This is a genomic window from Sphingomonas japonica, assembly GCF_006346325.1.
Lineage (GTDB): Bacteria > Pseudomonadota > Alphaproteobacteria > Sphingomonadales > Sphingomonadaceae > Sphingomonas > Sphingomonas japonica.
In genome coordinates this window covers 1464045-1485771 of sequence record NZ_VDYR01000001.1, presented here as the reverse complement: position 1 = coordinate 1485771, position 21727 = coordinate 1464045, and the positions used below count along the sequence as shown (strand labels likewise).

General features: G+C 66.6%; 20 protein-coding genes. 7 read left to right on the top strand and 13 right to left on the bottom strand.

The features are described from left to right. Nucleotides 1-132 precede the first annotated feature (132 nt). The gene (locus FHY50_RS07315; RefSeq protein ID WP_140047829.1) at nucleotides 133-1032 is read left to right on the top strand and encodes a DMT family transporter; all 900 of its coding nucleotides are present in this window, start codon (nucleotides 133-135) and stop codon (nucleotides 1030-1032) included. Nucleotides 1033-1087: 55 nt separating this feature from the next. Here the strand turns inward: FHY50_RS07315 and FHY50_RS07310 are convergent, their stop codons facing one another. Genes FHY50_RS07310 through FHY50_RS07300 form a run of 3 tightly spaced genes read right to left on the bottom strand, consistent with a single transcriptional unit; the run spans nucleotide 1088 to nucleotide 4284 of the window. After that, complete coding sequence (locus FHY50_RS07310; RefSeq protein WP_140047828.1) at nucleotides 1088-1777, bottom strand: hypothetical protein; 690 nt, start codon at nucleotides 1775-1777, stop codon at nucleotides 1088-1090. 7 nt (nucleotides 1778-1784) lie between these two features. Beyond that, complete coding sequence (gene ppa / locus FHY50_RS07305; protein ID WP_140047827.1) at nucleotides 1785-2366, bottom strand: inorganic diphosphatase; 582 nt, start codon at nucleotides 2364-2366, stop codon at nucleotides 1785-1787. Between the two features lie 10 nt (nucleotides 2367-2376). Further along, nucleotides 2377-4284, bottom strand: coding sequence for a M61 family metallopeptidase (locus tag FHY50_RS07300; protein WP_140047826.1), 1908 nt, complete (start codon nucleotides 4282-4284; stop codon nucleotides 2377-2379). Between the two features lie 179 nt (nucleotides 4285-4463). On the opposite strand from FHY50_RS07300, the gene FHY50_RS07295 reads away from it, so the two are divergent. Continuing rightward, on the top strand, nucleotides 4464-5813 hold the full coding sequence (locus FHY50_RS07295) for a methyltransferase family protein (RefSeq protein WP_140047825.1): 1350 nt from the start codon (nucleotides 4464-4466) through the stop codon (nucleotides 5811-5813). Here the strand turns inward: FHY50_RS07295 and FHY50_RS07290 are convergent. From FHY50_RS07290 to FHY50_RS07280, 3 genes are all read right to left on the bottom strand, one after another. After that, nucleotides 5810-7180 (bottom strand): glutamate--cysteine ligase, encoded by a 1371-nt coding sequence (locus tag FHY50_RS07290; RefSeq protein ID WP_140047824.1) that lies wholly within the window; start codon nucleotides 7178-7180, stop codon nucleotides 5810-5812. The two genes, FHY50_RS07295 and FHY50_RS07290, sit on opposite strands and share 4 nt — an antisense overlap. Before the next feature lie 64 nt (nucleotides 7181-7244). Further along, nucleotides 7245-7988, bottom strand: coding sequence for a 16S rRNA (uracil(1498)-N(3))-methyltransferase (locus FHY50_RS07285; RefSeq protein WP_140047823.1), 744 nt, complete (start codon nucleotides 7986-7988; stop codon nucleotides 7245-7247). Between the two features lie 103 nt (nucleotides 7989-8091). Further along, the gene (locus FHY50_RS07280; RefSeq protein ID WP_140047822.1) at nucleotides 8092-8493 is read right to left on the bottom strand and encodes a DUF2147 domain-containing protein; all 402 of its coding nucleotides are present in this window, start codon (nucleotides 8491-8493) and stop codon (nucleotides 8092-8094) included. 112 nt (nucleotides 8494-8605) lie between these two features. Here FHY50_RS07280 and ubiA point away from each other — a divergent pair, with 112 nt between their 5' ends. From ubiA to FHY50_RS07265, 3 genes are read left to right on the top strand one after another with little or no spacing between them, the layout of a single operon-like run. After that, nucleotides 8606-9526, top strand: coding sequence for a 4-hydroxybenzoate octaprenyltransferase (ubiA, locus tag FHY50_RS07275; protein WP_140047821.1), 921 nt, complete (start codon nucleotides 8606-8608; stop codon nucleotides 9524-9526). Nucleotides 9527-9557: 31 nt separating this feature from the next. Continuing rightward, a complete protein-coding gene (locus tag FHY50_RS07270; protein ID WP_140047820.1) occupies nucleotides 9558-10892 on the top strand; it encodes a TldD/PmbA family protein in 1335 nt (444 codons plus the stop codon). Continuing rightward, nucleotides 10885-11652 carry a 3'(2'),5'-bisphosphate nucleotidase CysQ gene (locus FHY50_RS07265; protein WP_140047819.1) on the top strand — a complete coding sequence of 256 codons (768 nt, stop codon included), beginning with the start codon at nucleotides 10885-10887 and terminating at the stop codon, nucleotides 11650-11652. Before FHY50_RS07270 ends, FHY50_RS07265 begins: the two co-directional genes overlap by 8 nt. Before the next feature lie 2 nt (nucleotides 11653-11654). Here FHY50_RS07265 and FHY50_RS14370 read toward each other — a convergent pair whose 3' ends face one another. The 5 genes from FHY50_RS14370 to FHY50_RS07240 form a co-directional block, all read right to left on the bottom strand. Beyond that, nucleotides 11655-13124: a YbjP/YqhG family protein gene (locus FHY50_RS14370; RefSeq protein WP_243846594.1), complete on the bottom strand. Its 1470-nt coding sequence runs from the start codon at nucleotides 13122-13124 to the stop codon at nucleotides 11655-11657. Nucleotides 13125-13192: 68 nt separating this feature from the next. Then, nucleotides 13193-13900, bottom strand: a complete 708-nt coding sequence (locus tag FHY50_RS07255; RefSeq protein WP_140047818.1) for a hypothetical protein — start codon at nucleotides 13898-13900, stop codon at nucleotides 13193-13195. Between the two features lie 124 nt (nucleotides 13901-14024). Further along, nucleotides 14025-15224 carry a toxic anion resistance protein gene (locus FHY50_RS07250; RefSeq protein WP_140047817.1) on the bottom strand — a complete coding sequence of 400 codons (1200 nt, stop codon included), beginning with the start codon at nucleotides 15222-15224 and terminating at the stop codon, nucleotides 14025-14027. Nucleotides 15225-15441: 217 nt separating this feature from the next. Then, the gene (gene katG / locus FHY50_RS07245) at nucleotides 15442-17652 is read right to left on the bottom strand and encodes a catalase/peroxidase HPI (RefSeq protein WP_140047816.1); all 2211 of its coding nucleotides are present in this window, start codon (nucleotides 17650-17652) and stop codon (nucleotides 15442-15444) included. A 44-nt stretch (nucleotides 17653-17696) separates the two neighbouring features. Then, entirely contained in the window at nucleotides 17697-17885 is a 189-nt protein-coding gene (locus FHY50_RS07240; RefSeq protein WP_140047815.1) for a hypothetical protein, read from the bottom strand. Here FHY50_RS07240 and typA point away from each other — a divergent pair. Together typA and FHY50_RS07230 are read left to right on the top strand one after the other, a co-directional pair. Beyond that, complete coding sequence (gene typA, locus FHY50_RS07235) at nucleotides 17884-19710, top strand: translational GTPase TypA (protein ID WP_140047814.1); 1827 nt, start codon at nucleotides 17884-17886, stop codon at nucleotides 19708-19710. The genes FHY50_RS07240 and typA overlap by 2 nt on opposite strands. A gap of 69 nt (nucleotides 19711-19779) precedes the next feature. After that, nucleotides 19780-20271 carry a hypothetical protein gene (locus FHY50_RS07230; protein WP_140047813.1) on the top strand — a complete coding sequence of 164 codons (492 nt, stop codon included), beginning with the start codon at nucleotides 19780-19782 and terminating at the stop codon, nucleotides 20269-20271. A gap of 1 nt (nucleotide 20272) precedes the next feature. Here the strand turns inward: FHY50_RS07230 and FHY50_RS07225 are convergent, their stop codons facing one another. Both FHY50_RS07225 and FHY50_RS07220 read right to left on the bottom strand, forming a co-directional pair. Then, nucleotides 20273-21232, bottom strand: coding sequence for a glycoside hydrolase family 5 protein (locus FHY50_RS07225; protein WP_218975206.1), 960 nt, complete (start codon nucleotides 21230-21232; stop codon nucleotides 20273-20275). Between the two features lie 79 nt (nucleotides 21233-21311). Then, nucleotides 21312-21722: an EVE domain-containing protein gene (locus FHY50_RS07220; protein WP_140047811.1), complete on the bottom strand. Its 411-nt coding sequence runs from the start codon at nucleotides 21720-21722 to the stop codon at nucleotides 21312-21314. Between the last annotated feature and the right edge of the window lie 5 nt (nucleotides 21723-21727).

Here is a 21727-nt window from a genome sequence, read left to right as displayed (position 1 = left end):
AAGCACCACAGAAACCGTTCGTGTCGAGCGAAGTCGAGACACCCTGCGCATCGCTCGCGGCACGTCTCTCGACTACGCTCGAGACGAACGAGGTGGGTGGGGCACGGGGCCGGATCAGGATCGAGAATTCCAATGACCAGCCGATCGCTGTCGCCCGCCATCGCCTTTGCCGTCGCCGCCGCGGGCATCGGGCTGTTTTCTATCATGGACGCGTTCATGAAGTCGCTGGTGCTGGCGATCGGCGTATATAACGCGCTGCTGTGGCGCACGGCGGTGCAGACGGCGTTCGGGGCGGCGGCGTGGCGCCTGAGCGGCGGCGGAATGCCGAGGCGACGGGCGCTGCGGCTGCACCTGCTGCGCGGCGGGATCACCGCGGCGATGGCCGTCCTGTTCTTCTGGGGGCTGGCGCGCGTGCCGATGGCGCAGGCGATCGCCCTGTCGTACATCGCGCCGCTGCTGGCGCTGATGCTGGGCGCGGCAATCCTGGGCGAGCGGGTCGGGCCGCGCGTCGTCTTCGCTTCGGTCGCGGCGCTGGGCGGGGTGGGCGTGATCCTGCTCGGCCAGTCGCAGGCGGACCTGGGTCCGGCGGCGTTCGACGGTGCGCTGGCGATCCTGGCGTCGGCGGTGCTGTACGCATTCAACCTGATCGTCGCGCGGGTGCAGAGCCAGGCCGCGCGACCGGGAGAAATCGCGTTCTTCCAATCGGCGATCGTGGTGTCGATCCTGGCGCTGGCGGCACCTTGGCTGTTGATCGTGCCGGGGGCGGCTGAGTGGCCCAAGATCGCCGCCGGCGGTGCGCTCGCGATCGGGTCGCTGTGGCTGCTCGCCTGGGCCTATGCGCATGGCGAGGCGGGGTATCTGGCGACGACCGAATATACCTCGTTCGTCTATGCCGCGGTGCTGGGATGGGCGGTCTTCGGGGAAGTCGTTTCGTGGTTCACGCTGGCGGGGGCGGCGGTGATCGTGGTGGCTTGCCTCTATGCGGCGCAGCGGCGCGACGTGGCGGCGGTGGTGCTGGAGCCGACGGTTTGAGGGAGGCGTTCCAGGTTTCGCTCGAACCGAACCGAGGATGGCCGGTGGGGCGCGGTCAGCGAGCCTCGCCCGGCGGCCGCACCGCGAACCAGCCTGCCACTATCAGCAGCGCGGTCCAGCTGATTCGGTGACCCTCCATCAGCAGCGGATGATGAGCGTTGACCACCAGCGTGGCGAAGCTGAGGAGCGCGCCGCCCGCCACCACGACTGCGGCGATGGTTGCAATCCGGCCGCGGCGCAGGAGCAGCGCCGCCAGTGCAAATGCGGCGAGGCTGAGCAGCGCGAATTTGACCCGGACGACGCCGTAGAGTGGCAGCAGCGTGGCTTCGGTTCCGGGCATGGCGTCCAGGATCGACCATAGCAGACGCCCCTCGATCTGGTCGAGCACGGCCGCGGCGGCGACCATCGCGATCGTCAGCGGCGCGATGCGGCGGTCCTTGCGCAGGCCCCATGCGGCACTGCCGAGGAACAATGCGTAGGCGGGGATGAAGGCGAGGGCATCGACCCACACCGCCTGACGCTGTGCTGCGATCAGGGCGGACCGGCACGGCTCTGCACCAAAAAGCGCGGCGACCTCACTCGCCGAGCGGGCAAGTTCGAAAGCGATGATCGCGCCGAGTTCGGCGGCCGGGCCGCATGGGACCAGGCCAGGAACGCGGCCAAATGCCGCCGAGGCCAGCAGCACGCCGACTCCCGCCGCCAGGCATAGCAGCCACGGCAGGCGAGGGCGGAGCAAAGCCGTCAACGCGGGGTCAGCGCCCAGCCTCGGCGACGTCGGAGCTGTGGACTTCCTCGCCCTTGGCCTTGGCCGCCCTGGCGCGTTCGATTGCCTCGATCACGACCTGGCGCGCTTCCTCTGCCCCCGACCATTTGCCGACGCGCACCCACTTCCTGGCTTCCAGGTCTTTGTAATGCGTGAAGAAATGCTCGATCTGCTGCATCACGATTTCGGGCAGGTCGGAGCTTTCGCCGATCTTGCTGTAATACGGGAACGTCGCGTCGACGGGTACGCACAGCAGCTTTTCGTCGCCGCCGGCCTCGTCCTCAAGGTTGAGTACCGCGATCGGACGGCACCGCACCACGCAGCCGGGGATGAACGGCGACCGCGCGACGACCAGCGCGTCGAGCGGATCGCCGTCCGGCGACAATGTGTGCGGTACGAACCCGTAATTGGCCGGGTAGCGCATCGGCGTGTGCAGGATGCGGTCGACGAACAACGCGCCGGATGCCTTGTCGAATTCGTACTTCACCGGCTCGCCGCCGACGGGCACTTCGATGATGACATTGAGGCTGTTGGGGGGATCGTCGCCGACCGGCACCATTTCGATGCGCATTCAGGTTTCCTTATTTGGGTTGAAGGAGCCGATCGAGCCCGTTCTCCCCGGTCCCGACCTTTTCGAGGCGCGGATAGCGCAGGCCACCGCGATAGTCGATGGTCACGTCGCGGTAGAGATCGCCAGACTTGACGTTCAGCCGGATCGGCGCCTTCCCGTCCTTGTTGGCCGTGATCGCCGCCTTGATCCGGTCCGCCGAATAGGCCGCGCCGTTGACGGCGACGATCGCATCCTCGACGTCGAGATCGGCTTCGAACGCCGGACTTCCCCAGGCGACGTCGGTCAGCTCCCCGTTCTTGTTCGCCGACATCCCCAGCGAATAGGACAGGCTGACGCCGCGCTCGGCCTCCGCAGTCTTGAAGTAGGGCGTCGGCGTTTCGCTGTAGACTACGCGATAGCCATTGTCGGTAAAGCCCTTGAGCGGCGCGTTCTTGCTGGTGTTGTAGACGCGGTCGCGCAGGAAGCCGGCCCAGTCATAGGGCTGGATGCCGTTGAGCGTCTCGACGACATCCTCGTGGGTATAGGTCAGCACGCCCCAGTCGCCATCGTTCATTCCAAAGAACGCACGCGCGAAGTCGTCCATGGATTTTGCGCCGCCGGATTCGCGCCGCAGGATCGAATCGACCTCAAGCCAGATCAACAGGCCCTCGTTGTAGTAATCCTCGCTGCGCTGCCACGATGTCCAAGGCTTGGGCCGGCGCGCGGAGATGATCGGATCGTGGGTGGTGTCGATCAGCGGGCGCCAGGTGCGGCCGGCGCGGTTGTCGAGCGATGCCGCGATGCCGGCGAGCATGTCGAGCGTATCCTGCTTCGACACCATCCCCGACCGCGCCTGGAGAATATAGCCCCAGAATTGGGTCTGCCCTTCATACACCCACAGCAATGTGTCGCGCATCGGCACTTCATAGGTCGGGGTCCACAGGTTCGCGCCGCGGCGGAACTTGCCGTCCCAGCTGTGCGTGAATTCGTGCGGCAGCAGGTTGCGGCTGCCCGGGCCCTTGTCCCAATCGGTGAAATAGCCGTAGCCGACGCCGTTTTCCGAGCTGCGATGATGCTCGAGGCCAATGCCGCCCATCTCCTCGGTGATCGCGAGAAGGAATTCGTAATTGTCGTAATGCTGCGCGCCGAACAGCTTGACCGACTGATCGACCAGCCGCTTGTGCGCGTCGATCTGTTCGGGGGTGGCGACCAGTTCCTCGGGCTTGTCAGCGAAGACGTTGAGATCGACGCGAGGGGTCAGCTCGAACTCCTTGTAGTAGCGGCCGGCGAATACCGGCGAATCGACCAGCGTCTCGTAGCTGGTGCGCTGATAGGCATAGCTCGACCCGCGATTGGTCGAGGGCAGTCCCGACGCCGCCGTCCAGCCCGCGGGATATTTCACCGTCGCCTCGATCGGGATGCGGCGCGTGAAATAGCCTGCCGGATAGAGGCTGACCGATTCCCATTGCAGGTTCATCATGCTCGGCGCGACGACGATGCGGCCCTGGTTGGGAGCAGTCGCGGTCACGAACTGGAACTCGGCAACAATTTCGCGCGTGCCGGACGGTACGTCGATGTGGAAGGCATAGACGTCGGACGGGTCGCGCTCCCAGGGGATTTGGCGGCCGCCGGCGGTGATCTTGAGCCCGGCGAGCTTTTCGATCTCGCCGCGCGGGCCATGCTTGCCGGGCAGCCATTCGGGGAACAGCAGCGTCATCCGGCCTGCCTGCGCAACCGGGATCGTCTCCTTGACGCGGAAGATACCCTGCTGCGTATCGGTGGCGTCGACGTCCAGCTTCAGCACTCCGGGATAGTCGATGTCGCGCGCCTCGGGGATATTGTCCTCGATCGGCACCGGCATCGGCGCGGAGTTCTGGACCTGGGCGAGAGCGGACGAGGACGCGAGCAGGGTGGCGGCGAGCGCGAGCGTGCGGATCATACGGGAGGGGCCTTTCGAGCCGGAGATTTGAATGGCCGCAATAAAGCCCCGTCTCGCCGCTACGTAAACCCCGCTACGGTATAAAATATCATCGATGCCGTCGTTCGGGCCGGTGCCGAAAACATCCTGACAATCACGCTTTACGGGTTGCTTACCGTTGCGCGCTACGGATACCGGCGATGTATCACGATCCTGCCCTCGTCCGGCGCAGCGCCGCCGATCCGCGTCCGCGCTCCGCCGTCAGTACCGGATGCGGCATCGCCGGGCTGATCGGGCTGTTCGCGTGGATCGCGCTCGCCCGCATCTATGACATGGACGGGCCGTATGCGGCGCTCGCCAACGTAGCTGCGTGCGGTGTACCGATGATCCTCTGGTCGCTGCTGGTCGACAAGGTACACCGTAATCCGTCGACCGGCATCGACTGGTCGCTCCGGCGGCCGTGGCGCGAGACGATCGACATCAGCCTGACCAAGCTGGCCGGACTGTGGCTGACCTGGGGCGCGATCGCCGCGATCTACGGTACCGGGCGGTTCTACTGGGACGGCAATTTCGCCTTCTCGATGTGGCTGTTCACAAAGGCCGCGCCCTGGCTGTTCATGGTGTCGATCCCGTACATCCTGTTCCTCGACCGCCGCGCGGTGGAGCCGAAGGACGGCTGCTGGGCGCTGGGCGCATGGGCGATTGGCACCGACGAGGAGATCGACCGCGCCGCGATCTACAATTACCTGCGGTCGTGGGGGGTGAAGGCGTTCTTCCTCGCCTTCATGCTGGCGATCGTGCCGCCGGGCTATGGCGCGTTCATCCGCACCGACATGAGCGAGGCGCTGAAGGACCCGGTGGCGGTAGCCAACTGGCTGATCACCTTCATGTTCGTCATCGACGTGGCGTTCGCGACGGTCGGCTATATGCTGACGCTGAAGCCGCTCGACGCGCATATCCGTACCGCGCAGCCCTATGCCGCGGGGTGGATGGCGGCGCTGATCTGCTATCCGCCGTTCATCCTGATGAACGAGGGCGGCCCGCTCGACTATCATCCCGGCACCTATGGGCCCGATGGCTGGTCGGTGTGGCTGGCGGGATATCCGGCGCTGATCTGGGTGTGGGGCGCGGCGCTGGTCGGGCTGACCGCGATCTATGCCTGGGCGACGATGGCGTTCGGCATCCGCTTTTCCAACCTGACGCATCGCGGCATCCTGACCCACGGACCCTATGCGTTCAGCCGCCACCCGGCGTATCTGAGCAAGAACCTGTTCTGGTGGCTCGGCGTGCTGCCGTTCCTGTCGGTGACCGGAAGCTGGGCCGATGCGGCACGCAACACCGCGCTGCTGGCGGCGGTGAGCGGTGTCTATTACTGGCGCGCCAAGACCGAGGAGCGCCATCTGGGCGAGGACCCGGCATATCGGGAATATTGGGCGTGGATGGAGCGCAATGCGCCGGTCCCGCGCTTCTTTTCGATGCTGCGCGGCCGTCCGCGCACGATCGCGGCGCAGCCACCGGTGGCCGAGGGGCCTGTGACCGGCGCTTCCTAGAAGCGGTTCTCCGCGTAGATCCGGCAGACATCCTGTTCCCACGGGCCGTGGAAGGTTTCGAGCAGACGCTCCGCCGGCACCTTGCCAGAACGGACAATGTCGCGCAGCGGATCGAGAAAGCCGCTTTCGTCGTCGCCCGACCCGTTGAAGCGGGCGCGGGAGGATAGGCCGCGCGCGGAAATATCGATCACCTCGCGCGCGATGTCGCGCAGCGTGCCGGAGCGAAGCGGAGCATCGAGGCCGAGCCGCGGCACCGACGACCGCAGCGTCTCGCGCTCGTCGATGCTCCAGTCCCTGACCAGATCCCATGCCGCGTCGAGCGCCCCCTGGTCGTAGAGCAGGCCGACCCACAAGGCCGGCAATGCGCAGATGCGACCCCATGGCCCGCCATCGGCGCCGCGCATTTCGAGGAAGGTCTTGAGGCGAACCTCGGGAAAGGCGGTCGACAGATGGTCGGCCCAATCGTCTATGGTCGGCTTTTCGCCCGGCAGAACCGCCAGTTCTCCGCGCAGGAAATCGCGGAAGCTCAAGCCCGCCGCGTCGATATAGCGGCCGCCGCGATAGACGAAGTACATCGGCACATCGAGCGCATAGTCGGCGTAGCGTTCGTAGCCGAAGCCGTCGTCGAACACGAACGGCAGCATGCCTGTGCGATGCGGATCGGTGTCGGACCAGATATGGCTGCGGTAGGACAGCATGCCGTTCGGACGCTTTTCGGTGAACGGCGAATTGGCGAACAGCGCGGTGGCGAGCGGTTGCAACGCCAGGCCGACGCGGAACTTCTGCGCCATGTCGGCTTCGCTCGCATAGTCGAGATTGACCTGGATCGTGCAGGTGCGCAGCATCATGTCGAGCCCGAGCGATCCGACGCGCGGCATGTGGTCGAGCATGATCCGGTAGCGCCCCTTGGGCATGATCGGCAGATCCTCGCGCGCCTTGTCGGGCCACATGCCGAGGCCGAGGAAGCCGAGGCCCAGCTTCTCCCCGACCGCCTTGACCTGTTCGAGATGGCGTCCGGTTTCGGCGCAGGTCTGGTGCAGATTTTCGAGCGGCGCGCCCGACAATTCCAGTTGTCCGGCGGGTTCGAGGCTGACGGTACCGTCCGGGCCGGCGAGCGCGATGACCTTGCCGCCTTCCTCGATCGGGCGCCAGCCGAACTCGGTGAGCGCCATCAGCAGGTCGCGGATACCGCCGGGTTCGTCATAGGAAGGCGCACGCAGGTCGGCAGTGCGATAGACGAACTTCTCGTGCTCGGTGCCGATCCGCCAGCGGTCGGGGGTCTTTTCGCCATCGGCGAAATAGGCGATCAGCTGCGCCCGGTCCTCGATGACCGCTGCGCTCACGTCCGAAACGGTCTTCGTGCTCATGGTCGCGCATGTACGCACGGGGGCGGGACTGCACAATCCTCCCGATACGGGCAGGGATGGCGCATCACCAATCTCCGCTTGCGGCCATCCATAGCGCAACAGCGGCAGCGGCTGCGGTGTCGGCGCGCAGGATGCGGGGGCCCAGGGTGATGCCGACGGCCTGCGGATGAGCGCGGATCGCAGCGCGTTCCTCCGGATCGAAGCCGCCCTCGGGACCGATCAGGATCGCGGCGGGGCCGGGGCGGGCGCGCATCGCGTCGAGCGCGGGCGCGCCGCCGGTCTCGTCTGCAAAGAACAGCGCGCGATCGGTGGGCCAGTCGCGCAGCAGCGCGGGCAGTTTGGCGGGTTCGGCCAGCGACGGGAGCGCGGTGCGGCCGCATTGCTCTGCCGCCTCGATCAGGTGCGCGCGCAGGCGATCCAGGTTGAGACGATCGACCACGGTGCGGCGGGTCAGCACCGGCACCACCCGATCGACGCCCAGTTCGCACGCTTTCTCAACCAGCCAGTCGATGCGACCCTTCCTGATCGGTGCGGCGACCAGCCACAGGTCGGGGACAGCTTCGCGGGGGCAAAGATGTCCAGTTATTTCAACTTCGAGATCGCGTTTGCGGATATTGCGTACGAGGGCAAGCCATTCGCCGGTCGCGTCGTCGAACAGCTTGATCGGATCGCCGTCCCTGATCCGCATCACGGCGATCAGATAATGCGCCTGCGGTCCGTCGAGACGGATATGCGCGCCAAGTTCGAGGCGCTGGTCGAGGAACAGGCGCGGCGTGGATTCGGGAGGCCAGGCGGGCGTGGCGGGCATTCCGATCCCCTATCGTTCGTTTCGAGCGCAGTCGAGGAACGGCCTTGGCTTTCCTGTGGCTTCTCGACTTCAATCGAAGCCAATGCAGGAGCGCGCTGAAAAGCTACTTCACCCGCGTCCAGCGCTGTTCGCGGCAGCCGAAGCTGCCGAACAGGCAGCCGGTGCCGATCAGCGTGTCGCGGTCGGCGAGTTCGATCGTGCCTTCGAAGCTGCGCGCGAGATCGGGGACATAGACCTCGCCGTACCAGATGCCGTCCTCGGCGTAGAAATCCTGGAAGATGCGGGTGCCGACCAGCGATTCGGTACCGCCCGCAGCGGCGTCCGCCTTGGCCTTGGCATTCGCCCACACCACGGTTCCGCACATCGCCTCGCCGCAGCGCTGGGCGCGGATGTGGACGCTTTTCGACCCGTTCTGCCACACGCCGGACCAGTCGGGCGCCGCCTGCACCGCGGCGGGCGCAGGCGTGAGGGTGAGGGCGGCAATTGCGCTCAACAGATTGAGCATGAACGATTTCCTTTGCGATGCTGCCGCGCAAGATAGTGGCTTTGCGGACAAACGCCAGTTCGGCCATGCCGATACCCTCCCGCTTCGATGCGAAGTCGGGCAAGAGCGGAATATGGCTGTCCCACACGATTTCGTTCCCGACACCCAGCATCGCGGGCTGGTCGGTCTGCTGCCACCGACGCTGCGCGGGCTGGCGCTGCTCGCGCGGTTCGACCGGCCGATCGGCTGGTGGCTGCTGTTTTGGCCGGGCGCATGGGCGATCGCGCTGGGCGGGGGAGCGATTGCGCGGTGGGATTTGCTTGCCTGGTTCCTGCTGGGGTCGATCGCGATGCGCGGCGCGGGGTGCGTCTATAACGACATCGTCGATCGCGATCTCGACGCCCGAGTCGCGCGAACCGCGACGCGCCCGCTGGCGAGCGGCGCGGTGTCGCTGGCGGCAGCCTGGGTATGGCTGGTCGCCTTGTGCATGATCGGCTTGATCGTTCTGCTCCAGCTTGGCGTGCTTGCGGCGGGCGTAGCGCTGGCCAGCCTGGCGCTGGTCGCCGCCTATCCGTTCATGAAGCGGATCACCTGGTGGCCGCAGGCATGGCTGGGCCTGGTATTCTCGTGGGCGGCGCTGGTCGGATGGGCCGAGATCGTCGGGGCACTGACGTCGCCGGGGTTGCTGCTGTACGCTGGCGCGGTGGCGTGGGTGATCGGGTACGACACCATCTATGCGCTGCAGGATGTCGAGGACGACGCCATCGTCGGGGTGCGATCGTCGGCGCGGGCGCTGGGCAGGCGCGTACGGTCGGGAGTGGCGCTATTCTACGCGGTCGCGGTGCTGCTGTGGGCAGGCGCGCTGTGGTCGCTCAACCCGCAGTTGCTGGCGCTGGCGGCGTTGATCCCGGCGGCGGCGCATTTGGCGTGGCAGGTTGCGACGCTGCGCCCGGACGACGGTGCCAATGCGCTGCACCGGTTCCGGTCGAACCGCTTCACCGGATTCGCGCTGTTCTGCGCCTGCCTGGTGGTCGGGCAGGCGAGCGCGCTTTGACGCGGCGACCCCGCGTCCCTAGATCGCGCCGATGTTGAGCAAGGACGAAGCGCTGTCGCGGGCGAACGCCGCGATCGCCGCCGCACGCAGCGCCGGCGCCGATGCGGCCGACGTCGCGATCGTGGCGGACCGGTCGACCGACGTGTCGGTGCGGCTTGGCGAGCTGGAGGACGTGTCGAGCAGCGAGGGAGTCGATGTCGCGCTGCGTGTATTTTGCGGCCAGCGGTCGGCGAGCATCTCGTCTTCCGAGCTCGCACCGGCGTCGTTCGCGGCGCTTGCCGAGCGTGCAGTGGCGATGGCGCGCGAGGCGCCCGAGGATCCCTGGGCGGGTCTCGCCCCGGCGGATCGGCTGCTGCACGGCGCGCCTCCCGAGCTCGACCTCGACGATCGCGGGAGTGCGTCGCCCGAACAGCTTCGCGACCGCGCCGCTGTGGCCGAGAATGCCGCGCGCGCGGTCGCGGGCGTCACCAATTCCGAGGGCGGATCGGCGTCGGCGAGCGCGACCGTAGTCGCTCTGGCGACGTCGCATGGCTTCGCGGCGGCCTATCGCACCAGCGGTTATTCGGTGTCGGCCAGCGTGCTGGCGGGCGAGGAAGGCCGGATGCAGCGCGACTCCGCCTATCATTCGGTACGCCACCAGGCGATGCTCGACGATGCAGGGACGATCGGCCGGCAGGCCGGCGAGCGGGCCGTGGCGAAGCGCGATCCGGTCAAGGTCGCCAGCGGGGCGATGCCGATCGTGTTCGACCCGCGCGTCGCCAATTCGCTGGTCGCGCACCTGCTCGGCGCGGTGGCGGGGCCAGGGATCGCGCGCAAGACCAGCTTCCTGCGCGAGCATCTCGGGCATCGCATCCTTCCGCCCGGCGTGGCCGTCCTCGACGATCCGCACCGGCCGCACGGCCTGCGCTCGCGACCGTTCGACGGCGAGGGCCTGCCGGTGTCGCCGACCGCCATCGTCGAGGACGGGGTGCTCAAGACCTGGCTGCTCGACAGTGCATCGGCGCGGCAATTGGGACTGGAGCCGACCGGCCATGCCGCGCGCGGCGGCGGGGTCTCGGCCAGCAACGTCCATCTCGCCGGCGGGCATGTACCGCCCGGCACGCTGATCGAGGACATCGCGACCGGCATCTACGTCACCGGCCTGATCGGGTCCGGCGTCAACGGCACCACGGGCGATTACAGCCGCGGCGCCACGGGGTTCCTGATCGAGAATGGCGCGATCACCCGGCCGGTGGCGGAGATCACCGTGGCTGGCAATCTGATCGAGATGTTCGCAGGGATGACCCCAGCCAACGACCTCGAATTCCGCTATGGCATCAACGCACCGACGCTACGCATCGACGGAATGACGGTCGCCGGTGATTGAGCTTGCCGACGCGGTGTCGGCGATCGCGCGCGAGGGCGGGGCGCTGGCATATGATCGGTTCCGCACCAACGTGCGCAGATGGGAGAAGGCGCCCGGCGACTTCGTCAGCGAAGTCGATATCGCGGTCAATACGCTGCTTCACGCGCGGCTGGGCGCGCTGCTGCCTGCTGCCGGGTGGCTTTCGGAGGAAACTGCCGACAATGCCGGGCGGCTGGCGCTACGCGATGTCTGGGTAGTCGATCCGATCGATGGCACGCGCGACTATCTGCGTGGGCGCAGCGGCTGGGCAGTGTCGATCGCGTTGGTGCGCGACGGGCAGCCGGTGATCGGCGTGCTCGATGCTCCGGCCCGCGACGAGCATTGGCGCGCCGTGGCGGCCAGCGGGGCAACGCGAAACGGCCAGCCGATCGCGGCCAGCACCTGCGCCGCGCTGGCGGGGGCACGCGTTCCCGCGGATGCGCTGGCCAAGGCCGATCGCGATTTCGTCGCGGTCGCCAAGCCCAATGCGATCGCGCTGCGCATGGCGATGGTCGCGGCGGGAGACGCCGACCTGCTGGCGACGCTGCGCTGGGGTCACGAGTGGGACATCGCCGCAGCGGTGCTGATCGCGCGTGAGGCGGGTGCCGTCGTCACCGATGCGCTGGGGCAGGAACTGACCTTCAACACCCCGCGCGCGCAGGCGTTCGGCGTGCTTGCCACCGCGCCCGCGATCCACGCCGCGGCGGTGACGCGGCTGGCGCAGGCGGCGCTACGCCGATAGGGTCAGTTGGCGCAGGGCTTGCCGTCGTACTGCCGGCGAAACTCGGCATATTCGCGGCCATTCCAGCGATAGACCGGGAAGCAGAAACCAGGTCCGCCGATTTCGAGATCGAGCCAGTTGCTGGTGCCGCGGCTGGACAGGACCGTGACGATACCGGTGCCCGAGGTGATCGGGCGCCATGCGCCGTTCGCGCCCTTGCTGACGATGAAATAGCCCTGGCCGGTGTTGCCGTAGCAATAGGTGCCGCTTTCGATCAGGATGGCCTCGGGGAAGCCGTCACCGTTCAGGTCGCGCACGGTCTCGACCGATCCGGGCGAATAGCTGGCGGTGCCCGGATCGTCGCAATCGCTGCGCCAATCGGCTCCGCGCTGGACGAAGCCGGCGGCTCGAAAGGCGGCGGCGGTGTCGGCGGGGGACAGCGGGCCGCCGGCCACGGCAGGGGGCGGCGGGGTAGCCGCGGCATCGCCGGGCTTTATGCCGAGCCGTCCCTCCATCTCCCGGATACCGGTCAACAGCAGCGCTCGATCGACTGAGCGCGCGCCGCCGCCGTCCCGGGCGAGGATATCGTCGATCTGCCAGCCGCTGCCGGTGCGCACGACGCGGTACAGAATGGTGCGCGGCGAGCGGGCTTCTGCGGTCTGACTGCGGAACAGATCGAAGCGGGCCGTGGCGATCGCCGCGCCGGGTTCGGCCGGCTCGGCGGCGATCTTGAGCGATGCGAGCACCGCTTCGTCGTCGATATCCTGGCACTGGCAGATCGGGCTGGCATCCTCGCCGCACATCCCGAAGCTGTCGGCTTCGCCGAACTTGCCGTCGATCGCTTCCTGCAACTGGGCGCAGCGCTCGCTGACGGCGCGATAGGCCGGCGTGAGATGGTTCGCGGCAGCGACGCCCGATCCGTCGTAATTGGCACGCACCGCGCGCTGGATCGCGGCGATGTCGGCGGCGGACAAGACGCCCGTGCGTTGGCCCGTCGCTGCAGCAGGTGCCGCGGCTACCGAGCCGGGGCCGGGGCGATAGCATCCTGCCAGCGCCTGGCGAAAGGCCTGCGATGCCCCGTCGCTGGAAAGTTGCGCACGCGCGCCGGTCAGCGCCATGTTGACTGGCGAGGCAGCGATCGCGTCGAGGATCTGCGGATTGCGAATCGCCGCCACCCAGACATCGGTGCGGCCGTTGCGCGCCAGCGCCACGCGCACGGAACGCCCGTCCCCCGCAACGAGCTCAAGATCGGCGGGGCTGCGCGCCGGTGAGCGCTCGGGACGCACCGCGAGGATCGGAACCCCGCGTTCGCAAGTGATGCCGACACCGCGGATCGGGCCAGCCATCTCGATCCGGGCGACGGCGTAGCCGCCGGGCTGCTCGATGGTCTGCCACTGCGCGGACGCCGTGGGCACGGTCAGGGCGGCGATCACCGCGACGCCCAATGTCGTGAAGCAGCGCATCACCCGTGCGCGCAGCGAGTCTGTCGGCATAGCTCCCCCCGGGCTTGCAGCGCGCGACCATATCAGTCGCGTGCCCGGGTGGATTGGACAGAAACGACTCAGCCCGCCTCGCCGTCCCCCTGGTAGCGGATCTGCAAAAACCGTTCGCGGGTCGCTAGCTGGTCGAGATTGCCTTGCGCCAGCTGGTTCGTCATCGCGGCGATTTCGTCGTCGATCACCTTGAGGCCGTCGGCGAGTTGCTGGTCGGGAGTACGGCCGTTGCGCTGGCTGCGGCGCAGCGGTTCGGGAACGCTCTGATAACTGCGCACCAGTTCGGGGAGCTGGTCGGCGACGAGCTTGCGCACCTCGAACGCGGCAGGTTCGCGTTCGTCGAGCGTGGCGAGCTGCGGTCCCAGCGTCTCGAGCCGCACGCCGATCGAATCGACCAATGTCTGGGCGGGCGCGGGGAGGGCGGGGCGCTGGCGTTCGAGCCATTGTTCGGTCTGGAGCGGCAGCGCCTTGAGCGGGGTTTCGGCAAGCCGTTCGGCCTTGATCTCCGGCGTGCCGCCGACGAATGCCAGCAGCAGCGTCGTCGCGACCAGCAGCGCCATCACCAGCATGGCACCGCCGACGCCCAGCGGCACGAACCAGCCGACGATCATCGCACCGACGATGATGGCGACGTCGGCTGCGGCGATCCGCCCGACGCGCTTAAGGATTTCCGCCTCGCGCCGCCGCTTGGCGCGGCTGTCGAGCGACAGGCGCCGCTCGCGCGTGCGGTCGAGATACTCGCTGGAGCGGGCGATCTGGCGATCGACGTCGGTCATTGCTTTCCCGATCCCCATCCCTCGTCATTCCCGCGAAGGCGGGAATCCAGCTTGCCGATTCCTGCGTACGTAAAGAGAAGCTGGATCCCCGCTTTCGCGGGGATGACGGAGTGAAGGTGCGGCTTCACATCGCCTCCAGCTTGAACTGATCGCTCCCGCCGCCGGCGTTCTGCGAGGCGCCCTCGGCGCGCGCGATATAGCCCTTCGACTTCTCGACCTCGTTCGACAGCGTGTTGACCGTCGTCTTCATGCTGTCGAGCGCCTTGAGCTTGAACACGTCGATCGCGTCCATCGTGTCGTAGATGTTCTGGAAGGCGCGCTGCAGCGTCTCGACCGGGATGGTGGAGGCGGCCGCCTGTTCGTGGATGGTCGCGGTCTGCGATTTCAGCAGTTTGCCGGTCGAATCGATGATGTTGGCGGTGGTGGTGTTCAATGCAGTGATCTGATCGAGGACCAATTTCTGATTGGTCAGCGCCTGCGCCACGGTCACCGCGGTGCGCAGCGCCGAGACGGTGGTGGTCGATGCGCGATCGACTCCCTTGACCAGTTCGACATTGTTCTTCTTGACCAGATCGAGCGCGAGATATCCCTGCACCGTCACCGCCATCTGCGTCAGCAGGTCCTGGGTGCGCTGGCGCACGTAGAACAGCGCAGTTTCGCGGATCGCCTTGGCCTTGGCCGGGTCGCTGTGGTCGAGTTCGTTCGCCCGATCCTCGAGCTTTGCGTCCATCGTCTTGGACAGGTGGATCATCTGTTCGAGGCGGCCCATCGCGGTCCACAGATTGGCGCGCTCGACGTCGATGGCGGCATTGTCCATCAACAGCTCGTCCTTGCCTGACTGCAGCGATTTCAGGATCGAGGCGATGTGGCCTTGCGACGATTTGTAGCTGTCGAAATAATCGCGCATCTTGTTGCCGAACGGGATGATGCCGAACAGCTTCTTCGGAGCCAAAAGGCTGCCCTGCTTGCCGGGATCGAGGTCCTCGATCGTGCGGCGCAGCTGCGCGAGGTCGGCGCCGACGCCCGATTCCTGGTCCATCGCGCGGACCGGCCGGTCGAGGAAACGGTTCGACTGGCCCGACGCTTCGCGGATTTCGCGGTTGCCCATCGCGCTGATCGCATCGACGCGCTTGCCGAATTCGGGGGAATTGACGTCCTGTGCGATCAGGTCGTCGATGAAGCTGTCGACGCGGGCCTCGAGTTCGGACTTCTTGCCCTCGTCGACCGGGACCAGTCCCGCAGCCTTGGCAGGCGCGACCGGGGGAACCGGATCGGGAGGCGTCAGGTTGAGCGCCTGTTCGGCAGTCGCAGTCTCGGTCGCCATCATCTTCCTCCACGCGGGGGCGGTTGCCACCAAGCAATGACCCGCTTCGCCGCGACGTTCAACTGTATGAGGTAGATAATACGCGTCGCTCGCGCAATCCCGCCGAACGATGCGGTGCGTGCGATCGTCCGCATTCAGCCGGGCCGGATGGCATTCGCGCGGATCGAAGCCGGCGTAGCGGTGTCCGGCCCCCGCAATGCAGGGGCCGGATCCGTCGTCAGTTCAGGTCGAACCGGTCGGCATTCATCACCTTGGTCCATGCCTTGACGAAATCATCGACGAACTTGTCGCCGGCGTCGTTCGCCGCATAGACTTCGGAAATCGCACGCAGCTGGGAGTTCGAGCCGAACACCAAGTCGGTGCGGGTCGCGGTCCATTTGTGCTCGTGCGTCGCGCGGCAGGTGCCGACATATTCCTCGTCGCCGGTCTCGTCGACTTCCTTCCACGCCGTGCCCATGTCGAGCAGGTTGACGAAGAAGTCGTTGGTCAGCTGACCGACGCGGTCGGTGAGTACGCCGTGCTGCGAGCCACCGTGATTGGCACCGAGCACGCGCAGTCCGCCGACCAGCACCGTCATTTCCGGCGCGCTGAGCCGCAGCAGCTGCGAGCGATCGAGCAGCAATTCCTCGGTCGGGACGCTGAACGATACCTGCAGATAGTTGCGGAATCCGTCGGCGCGGGGTTCGAGAACGTCGAAGCCTTCGGCGTCGGTCTGTTCGGCGCTGGCATCGGTGCGGCCCGGGGTGAACGGAACCTCGACCGTGCGGCCGGCAGCCTTTGCCGCATGCTCGATGCCGACGCTGCCGCCGAGCACGATCAGGTCGGCGATCGATACCTTCCTTGCCCCCTTCGCGTCGAAATCGGCCTTGATGCCCTCATATACCGACAGCACGCGAGCGAGCTGTGCGGGCTGGTTGACGTCCCAGTCCTTTTGCGGCGCAAGGCGGATGCGCCCGCCATTGGCGCCGCCGCGATGGTCCGACCCGCGATAGGTCGACGCGGATGCCCAGGCGGTCGTCACCAGTTCGGCGACCGACAGCCCCGAATCGGCGATGACGCGCTTGAGATCGGCGATGTCGCCTGCCTCGATCATCGGATAGTCGGCCGCCGGAATGGGGTCCTGCCAGATCAGGTCCTCTGCGGGCACGTCGGCGCCCAGATAGCGCGCCTTCGGTCCCATGTCGCGGTGGCACAGCTTGAACCAGGCGCGCGCGAAGGCATCGGCGAACAGCGCCGGGTCGGCGCGGAACCGCTCCATCACCGCGCGATAGGCCGGGTCCTTCTTCATCGCCATGTCGGCGGTGGTCATCATCGTCGGCACCTTGACGCCCGGAGTGTGCGCCTTGGGCGCCAGCGTCTCTTCGGGATTGCCGACCGGCTGCCACTGCTTGGCGCCCGCGGGGCTTTCGACCAGCTCATATTCATGGTCGAGCAGCATGTCGAAATAGGACATGTCCCACTTGATCGGGGTGGGCGTCCACGCGCCCTCGATCCCGCTGGTGATCGTGTGATCGCCCATGCCGGTCTCGTGCGTGCTCATCCAGCCGAAGCCCTGCGACGCGATATCGCCGCCTTCGGGCTCGATCCCGACCAGCTTGGCATCACCCGCGCCATGCGCCTTGCCGAAGGTGTGGCCGCCGGCGGTCAGCGCGACGGTCTCCTCGTCGTTCATGCCCATCCGTGCGAAGGTCTCGCGGATGTCGCGGCCCGAGCCGAGCGGATCGGGATTACCGCCCGGCCCCTCGGGATTGACGTAGATGAGGCCCATCTGGATCGCTGCAAGCGGGTTCTCGAGCGCCTTCTCCTGCTCGGGATCGATGCGGGTATCGCCGAGCCATTCCTCCTCGGTACCCCAATAGATGTCCTTCTCGGGCTCGAACACGTCGGCGCGGCCGCCGCCGAAGCCGAACACCGGGCCGCCCATCGATTCGATCGCCACATTGCCGGCTAGGATCATCAGGTCGGCCCAGCTGAGATTGCGGCCGTATTTCTGCTTGATCGGCCACAGCAGGCGACGTGCCTTGTCGAGATTGCCGTTGTCGGGCCAGCTATTAAGCGGGGCGAAGCGCTGCGAACCCGAGGACGAGCCGCCGCGGCCGTCGCCGGTGCGATAGGTGCCGGCGGAATGCCATGCCATGCGGATGAAGAACGGCCCGTAATGTCCGTAATCGGCCGGCCACCACGGCTGGCTGTCGGTCATCAGCGCGATCAGGTCGCGCTTTACCGCAGCGAGATCCAGCGCCTTGAACGCTTCGGCATAGTCGAAGTCGTCACCCATCGGATCGCCGCTCAGGCCGTTCTGATGCAGGATGTCGAGCGACATCTGGTTCGGCCACCAATCGCGGTTGGTGCGTCCGAGCAAGGCGCGCTTGGCTGCGGGCTGTTTCATCGGGCAACCCAAGGGGTCGCCGCCGGTGATGGCGTCCATCTGTCTTCTCCCAGTTAAACGAAATGGCCTTCAGACTACGCTTCTCAATCGATCGACAAAAGCGATTTTAGCCTGCCAACGCGAATGATAGAATCGATCACAACCACCACGGCAGTCGGTACGGCCGCGTTCGGCGTACTGCCGTCGCCCCCTTCCCGCAGCGCAGCAAATGCGCTAAGCGCGCCCGCATCGCGCGGAATGCTCGCGCATGCACAGTTTTCGGGAATCAGCATGAACCTTCGCAACGTGGCGATCATCGCCCACGTCGATCACGGCAAGACCACGCTCGTCGACCAGCTTTTCCGCCAATCCGGCACCTTCCGCGACAACCAGCGCGTCGAAGAGCGCGCGATGGATTCGAACGACCTGGAAAAGGAACGCGGGATCACGATCCTCGCCAAGTGCACCTCGGTCGAGTGGCACGGGGCAGAGGGCGACACGCGGATCAACATCGTCGATACGCCGGGCCATGCCGATTTCGGCGGTGAGGTCGAGCGCATCCTGTCGATGGTCGATGGCGTCATCCTGCTGGTCGATGCAGCCGAGGGCGCCATGCCTCAGACCAAGTTCGTGACCGGCAAGGCGCTCGCGCTCGGCTTGCGTCCGATCGTGGTGGTCAACAAGGTCGACCGCAGCGACGCGCGTATCCAGGAAGTGCTCGACGAAGTATTCGACCTGTTCGTCAGCCTGGAGGCGAATGACGACCAGCTCGACTTCCCCGTGCTGTTCGCGAGCGGTCGCAATGGCTATGCGAGCGAAGACGCCGATGTCCGCGAGGGAACGCTGACGCCGTTGTTCGAGACGATCGTGCGCCACGTGCCCGCTCCATCGGCCGACCCGGACGGGCCGTTCAAGTTCCTGGTGACGCTGCTCGACCGCGACAATTTCCTTGGCCGCATTCTCACCGGGCTGGTGTTCTCCGGCTCGATCAAGACCAATGCGCCGATCCATGCGCTCGACCCCGACGGCAAGATCGTCGAAACCGGTCGCGCGTCGAAGATCATGGCGTTCCGCGGACTCGAGCGGGTGCCGGTCGACGAGGCGCAGGCGGGGGACATCATCTCGCTTGCCGGCCTGACCACCGCGACCGTCGCCAACACCATCGCCGATCCTTCGGTGAGCGAGCCGTTGCACGCGCAGCCGATCGATCCGCCGACGCTGTCGATGCGCTTTGCCGTCAATGATTCGCCGATGGCGGGACGCGAGGGGACCAAGGTCACCAGCCGCATGATCCGCGACCGCCTGTTCCGCGAAGCCGAGAGCAACGTCGCGATCAAGGTCACCGAGGCCGAGGACAAGGACAGCTTCGAGGTCGCCGGGCGCGGCGAATTGCAGCTTGGCGTCGTCATCGAGACGATGCGCCGCGAGGGCTTCGAGCTCGGCATCAGCCGTCCGCGCGTGCTGTTCCGCGATGGCGAGGCGGGCCGCGAGGAGCCGTACGAGACGGTCATCATCGACGTCGACGACGAATATTCGGGCACGGTCGTCGAGAAGATGGCGATCCGCAAGGCCGAGATGACCGACATGCGCCCCTCGGGCGGCGGCAAGACGCGCATCACCTTCAGCGCGCCCTCGCGCGGGATGATCGGCTATCATGGCGAGTTCCTGTCGGACACGCGCGGCACGGGCATCATGAACCGGCTCTTCGAACGCTATGGCCCGCACAAGGGCAAGATCGAGGGCCGCAAGAACGGCGTGCTGATCTCGAACGGCAATGGCGAGGCGGTCGCCTATGCGCTCGGGCCATTGGAAGAACGCGGCATCCTGATGGTGTCGCCGGGCGAGCCGCTTTACGAGGGCATGATCATCGGCGAGAACGCCAAGCCCGAGGACCTCGAGGTCAATCCGATGAAGTCCAAGCAGCTGACCAATTTCCGGTCGACCGGCAAGGACGACGCGATCCGGCTGACCCCGCCGAAGCGGCTGACGCTGGAGCAGGCGATCGCGTATATCGACGACGACGAGATGGTCGAGGTGACGCCAAAGTCGATCCGGCTGCGCAAGCGCTTCCTCGACCCCAACGAGCGCAAGAAGCAGAGCCGCGCCAAGGCGGCATAAGTAGCAAACCCCTGTTGCCGGGCGCGCGAATGTGCTTGACTGCGCGCGTCCGCAACGAGGTGTTCGTCGATGATCCTGTCGCTAGTGCTGGCGCTGGCCGTCCAGGACGCCACCGTCACTGCTCCTGAACAGACCGCCGACGGGACGCAGCGCTGGTCGGTGCTCGCCGAGCCATGCGCTACCGAACCGAGCGAGGACGAGGACATCGTCGTGTGCGGCCGGGCCGGCAGCGCCTACCGGCTGCCGCTGCCCGGCGAGCGGCCACCACCCAACAGGCCGCTGCCCAGCAACCCCGATGCGACCGGTGCGGGTGCGCTGGCGGCGACGCGCGCGCCGTGCGGCACGCTGTCGCAAGGCTGCACGACCGGTGTCGATCTGTTCGGCGGTGCGACCTTCCTGGTACGCGCGGTCGGAAAGCTGGTCGATCCCGACAGCTGCTGCGAGGAACCGGGGGAGGCGACCAATCCAGTCAAGCTGCTGAGCGACGTCGGCACGCTCGTCGGCATCGGCAAGAAACGCGAGAAGGTCGAAGGCGAACGCGTGCCGATCCCGCTCGACTGATCTAGTCGGCGTTCATCGCCCTGATCTGGTCGCGCACCAGCTTGCCCGACCGCGTCACCTGATCCTCCGTCCATGTGCCGTCGCCGGGCGTTCCCGGCCGAAACGCAGCCGACAGCTCGTCCTTGTCGGCGATCGACCAGTTGGCATAGCTGATGCCACTGGCTTCGAGGAAATCCCACCAGCGCCTCGCTTCGGCCTCGTCGATCGAGCTGCCGCCATCAGCCTGGGTCACGCCATATTCGGTCACGAACAAAGCTGCGCCGCGCTGCATCGCCAGCGCCGCCTTGTCGCGCAGCTCCTGCTTGTGCGTCGCTGCGTAGTAATGGAGCGTGTAGGCGAGATTGGGGTCGGCGATCGGATCGGCGGCGGCCTCGTCGACGTCCTGCGACCATGTGCGCGTGCCGACGACGACAAGATTATCCGGATCGGCGGCGCGGATGCTGGCGAGTACGGTCTGGTGATAGGGCTTGAGCAGCGTCTTCCACGCATGCGTCGCCAGCGGTTCATTATAGGGTTCGTAGATGAGGTTGGGCAGCGCGCCGTATTTCGCCGCGATCCTGGCGAAGAAGGCGGCAGCTTCCTTGGCGTGCGGTTTGTGCGCGTGCCAATCGACGATGACGTAGATGCCATTCGCGACGGCTGCGTCGATGACGGTCTCGACCTTCGCCATCTCCGCATCGGGATTGGCGCGGTAGCCGCCCGAATCGACCGCCATCGCCGCGCGGATCACGGTGATCTTCCAGTCGTCGCGCAGGCGCTTGATCGTGGCGGCGTTGTAATATTGCGGCTGCCACTGGCTCCAGAACAGCGACATGCCGCGCAGCGTGACCGGCTTGCCCGCCTGATCGACGATGTGCGTTCCCGACACCTGGAGGCGCCCGTGGCGCTCGACCGGAGTCTGCGCTTGGGCAGTTGCGCCGAGCAACAACGCGGCGAGGGCGAGAGCCAGCAGGCGAAACATCGGCATTGCGGTCCTTCAGGGCGGGCGATTGACGTCAGCGAGGCTGGGCGATGTTCGCCAGAAATGCAAATAGATTGCACTATCCCTTTGCGCGGTGAGCCATTTCTTGGATGGTCTTCCACTCCGCATCGCTTACCGGTGCCACCGACAGTCGCGACTGGCGCAGGATCGGCAGGTCCGCCAGCGCCGGCTCTGCTTTCATCGCCTTGAGCGTCACAGGCGCGGGAAGCGGTGCCAAGGGGACGACCTCGACCGACACCCAATTGCCATCGCTGCCGTCCGGTCGTGCAGCGCGCGACACACGCATCACCGCGACCGCCTCCGGCCCTTTGCCGCTGTGATAGAATAATGCTTCGTCGCCGACAGCCATCGCACGCAGATGATTGGCGGCGGCGTGATTACGCACGCCGTCCCATTCGGTCTTGCCGTCGCGGACCAGATCGTTCCAGCCAAACGCTTCGGGTTCCGACTTCATCAGCCAATAGGCCATTGCGC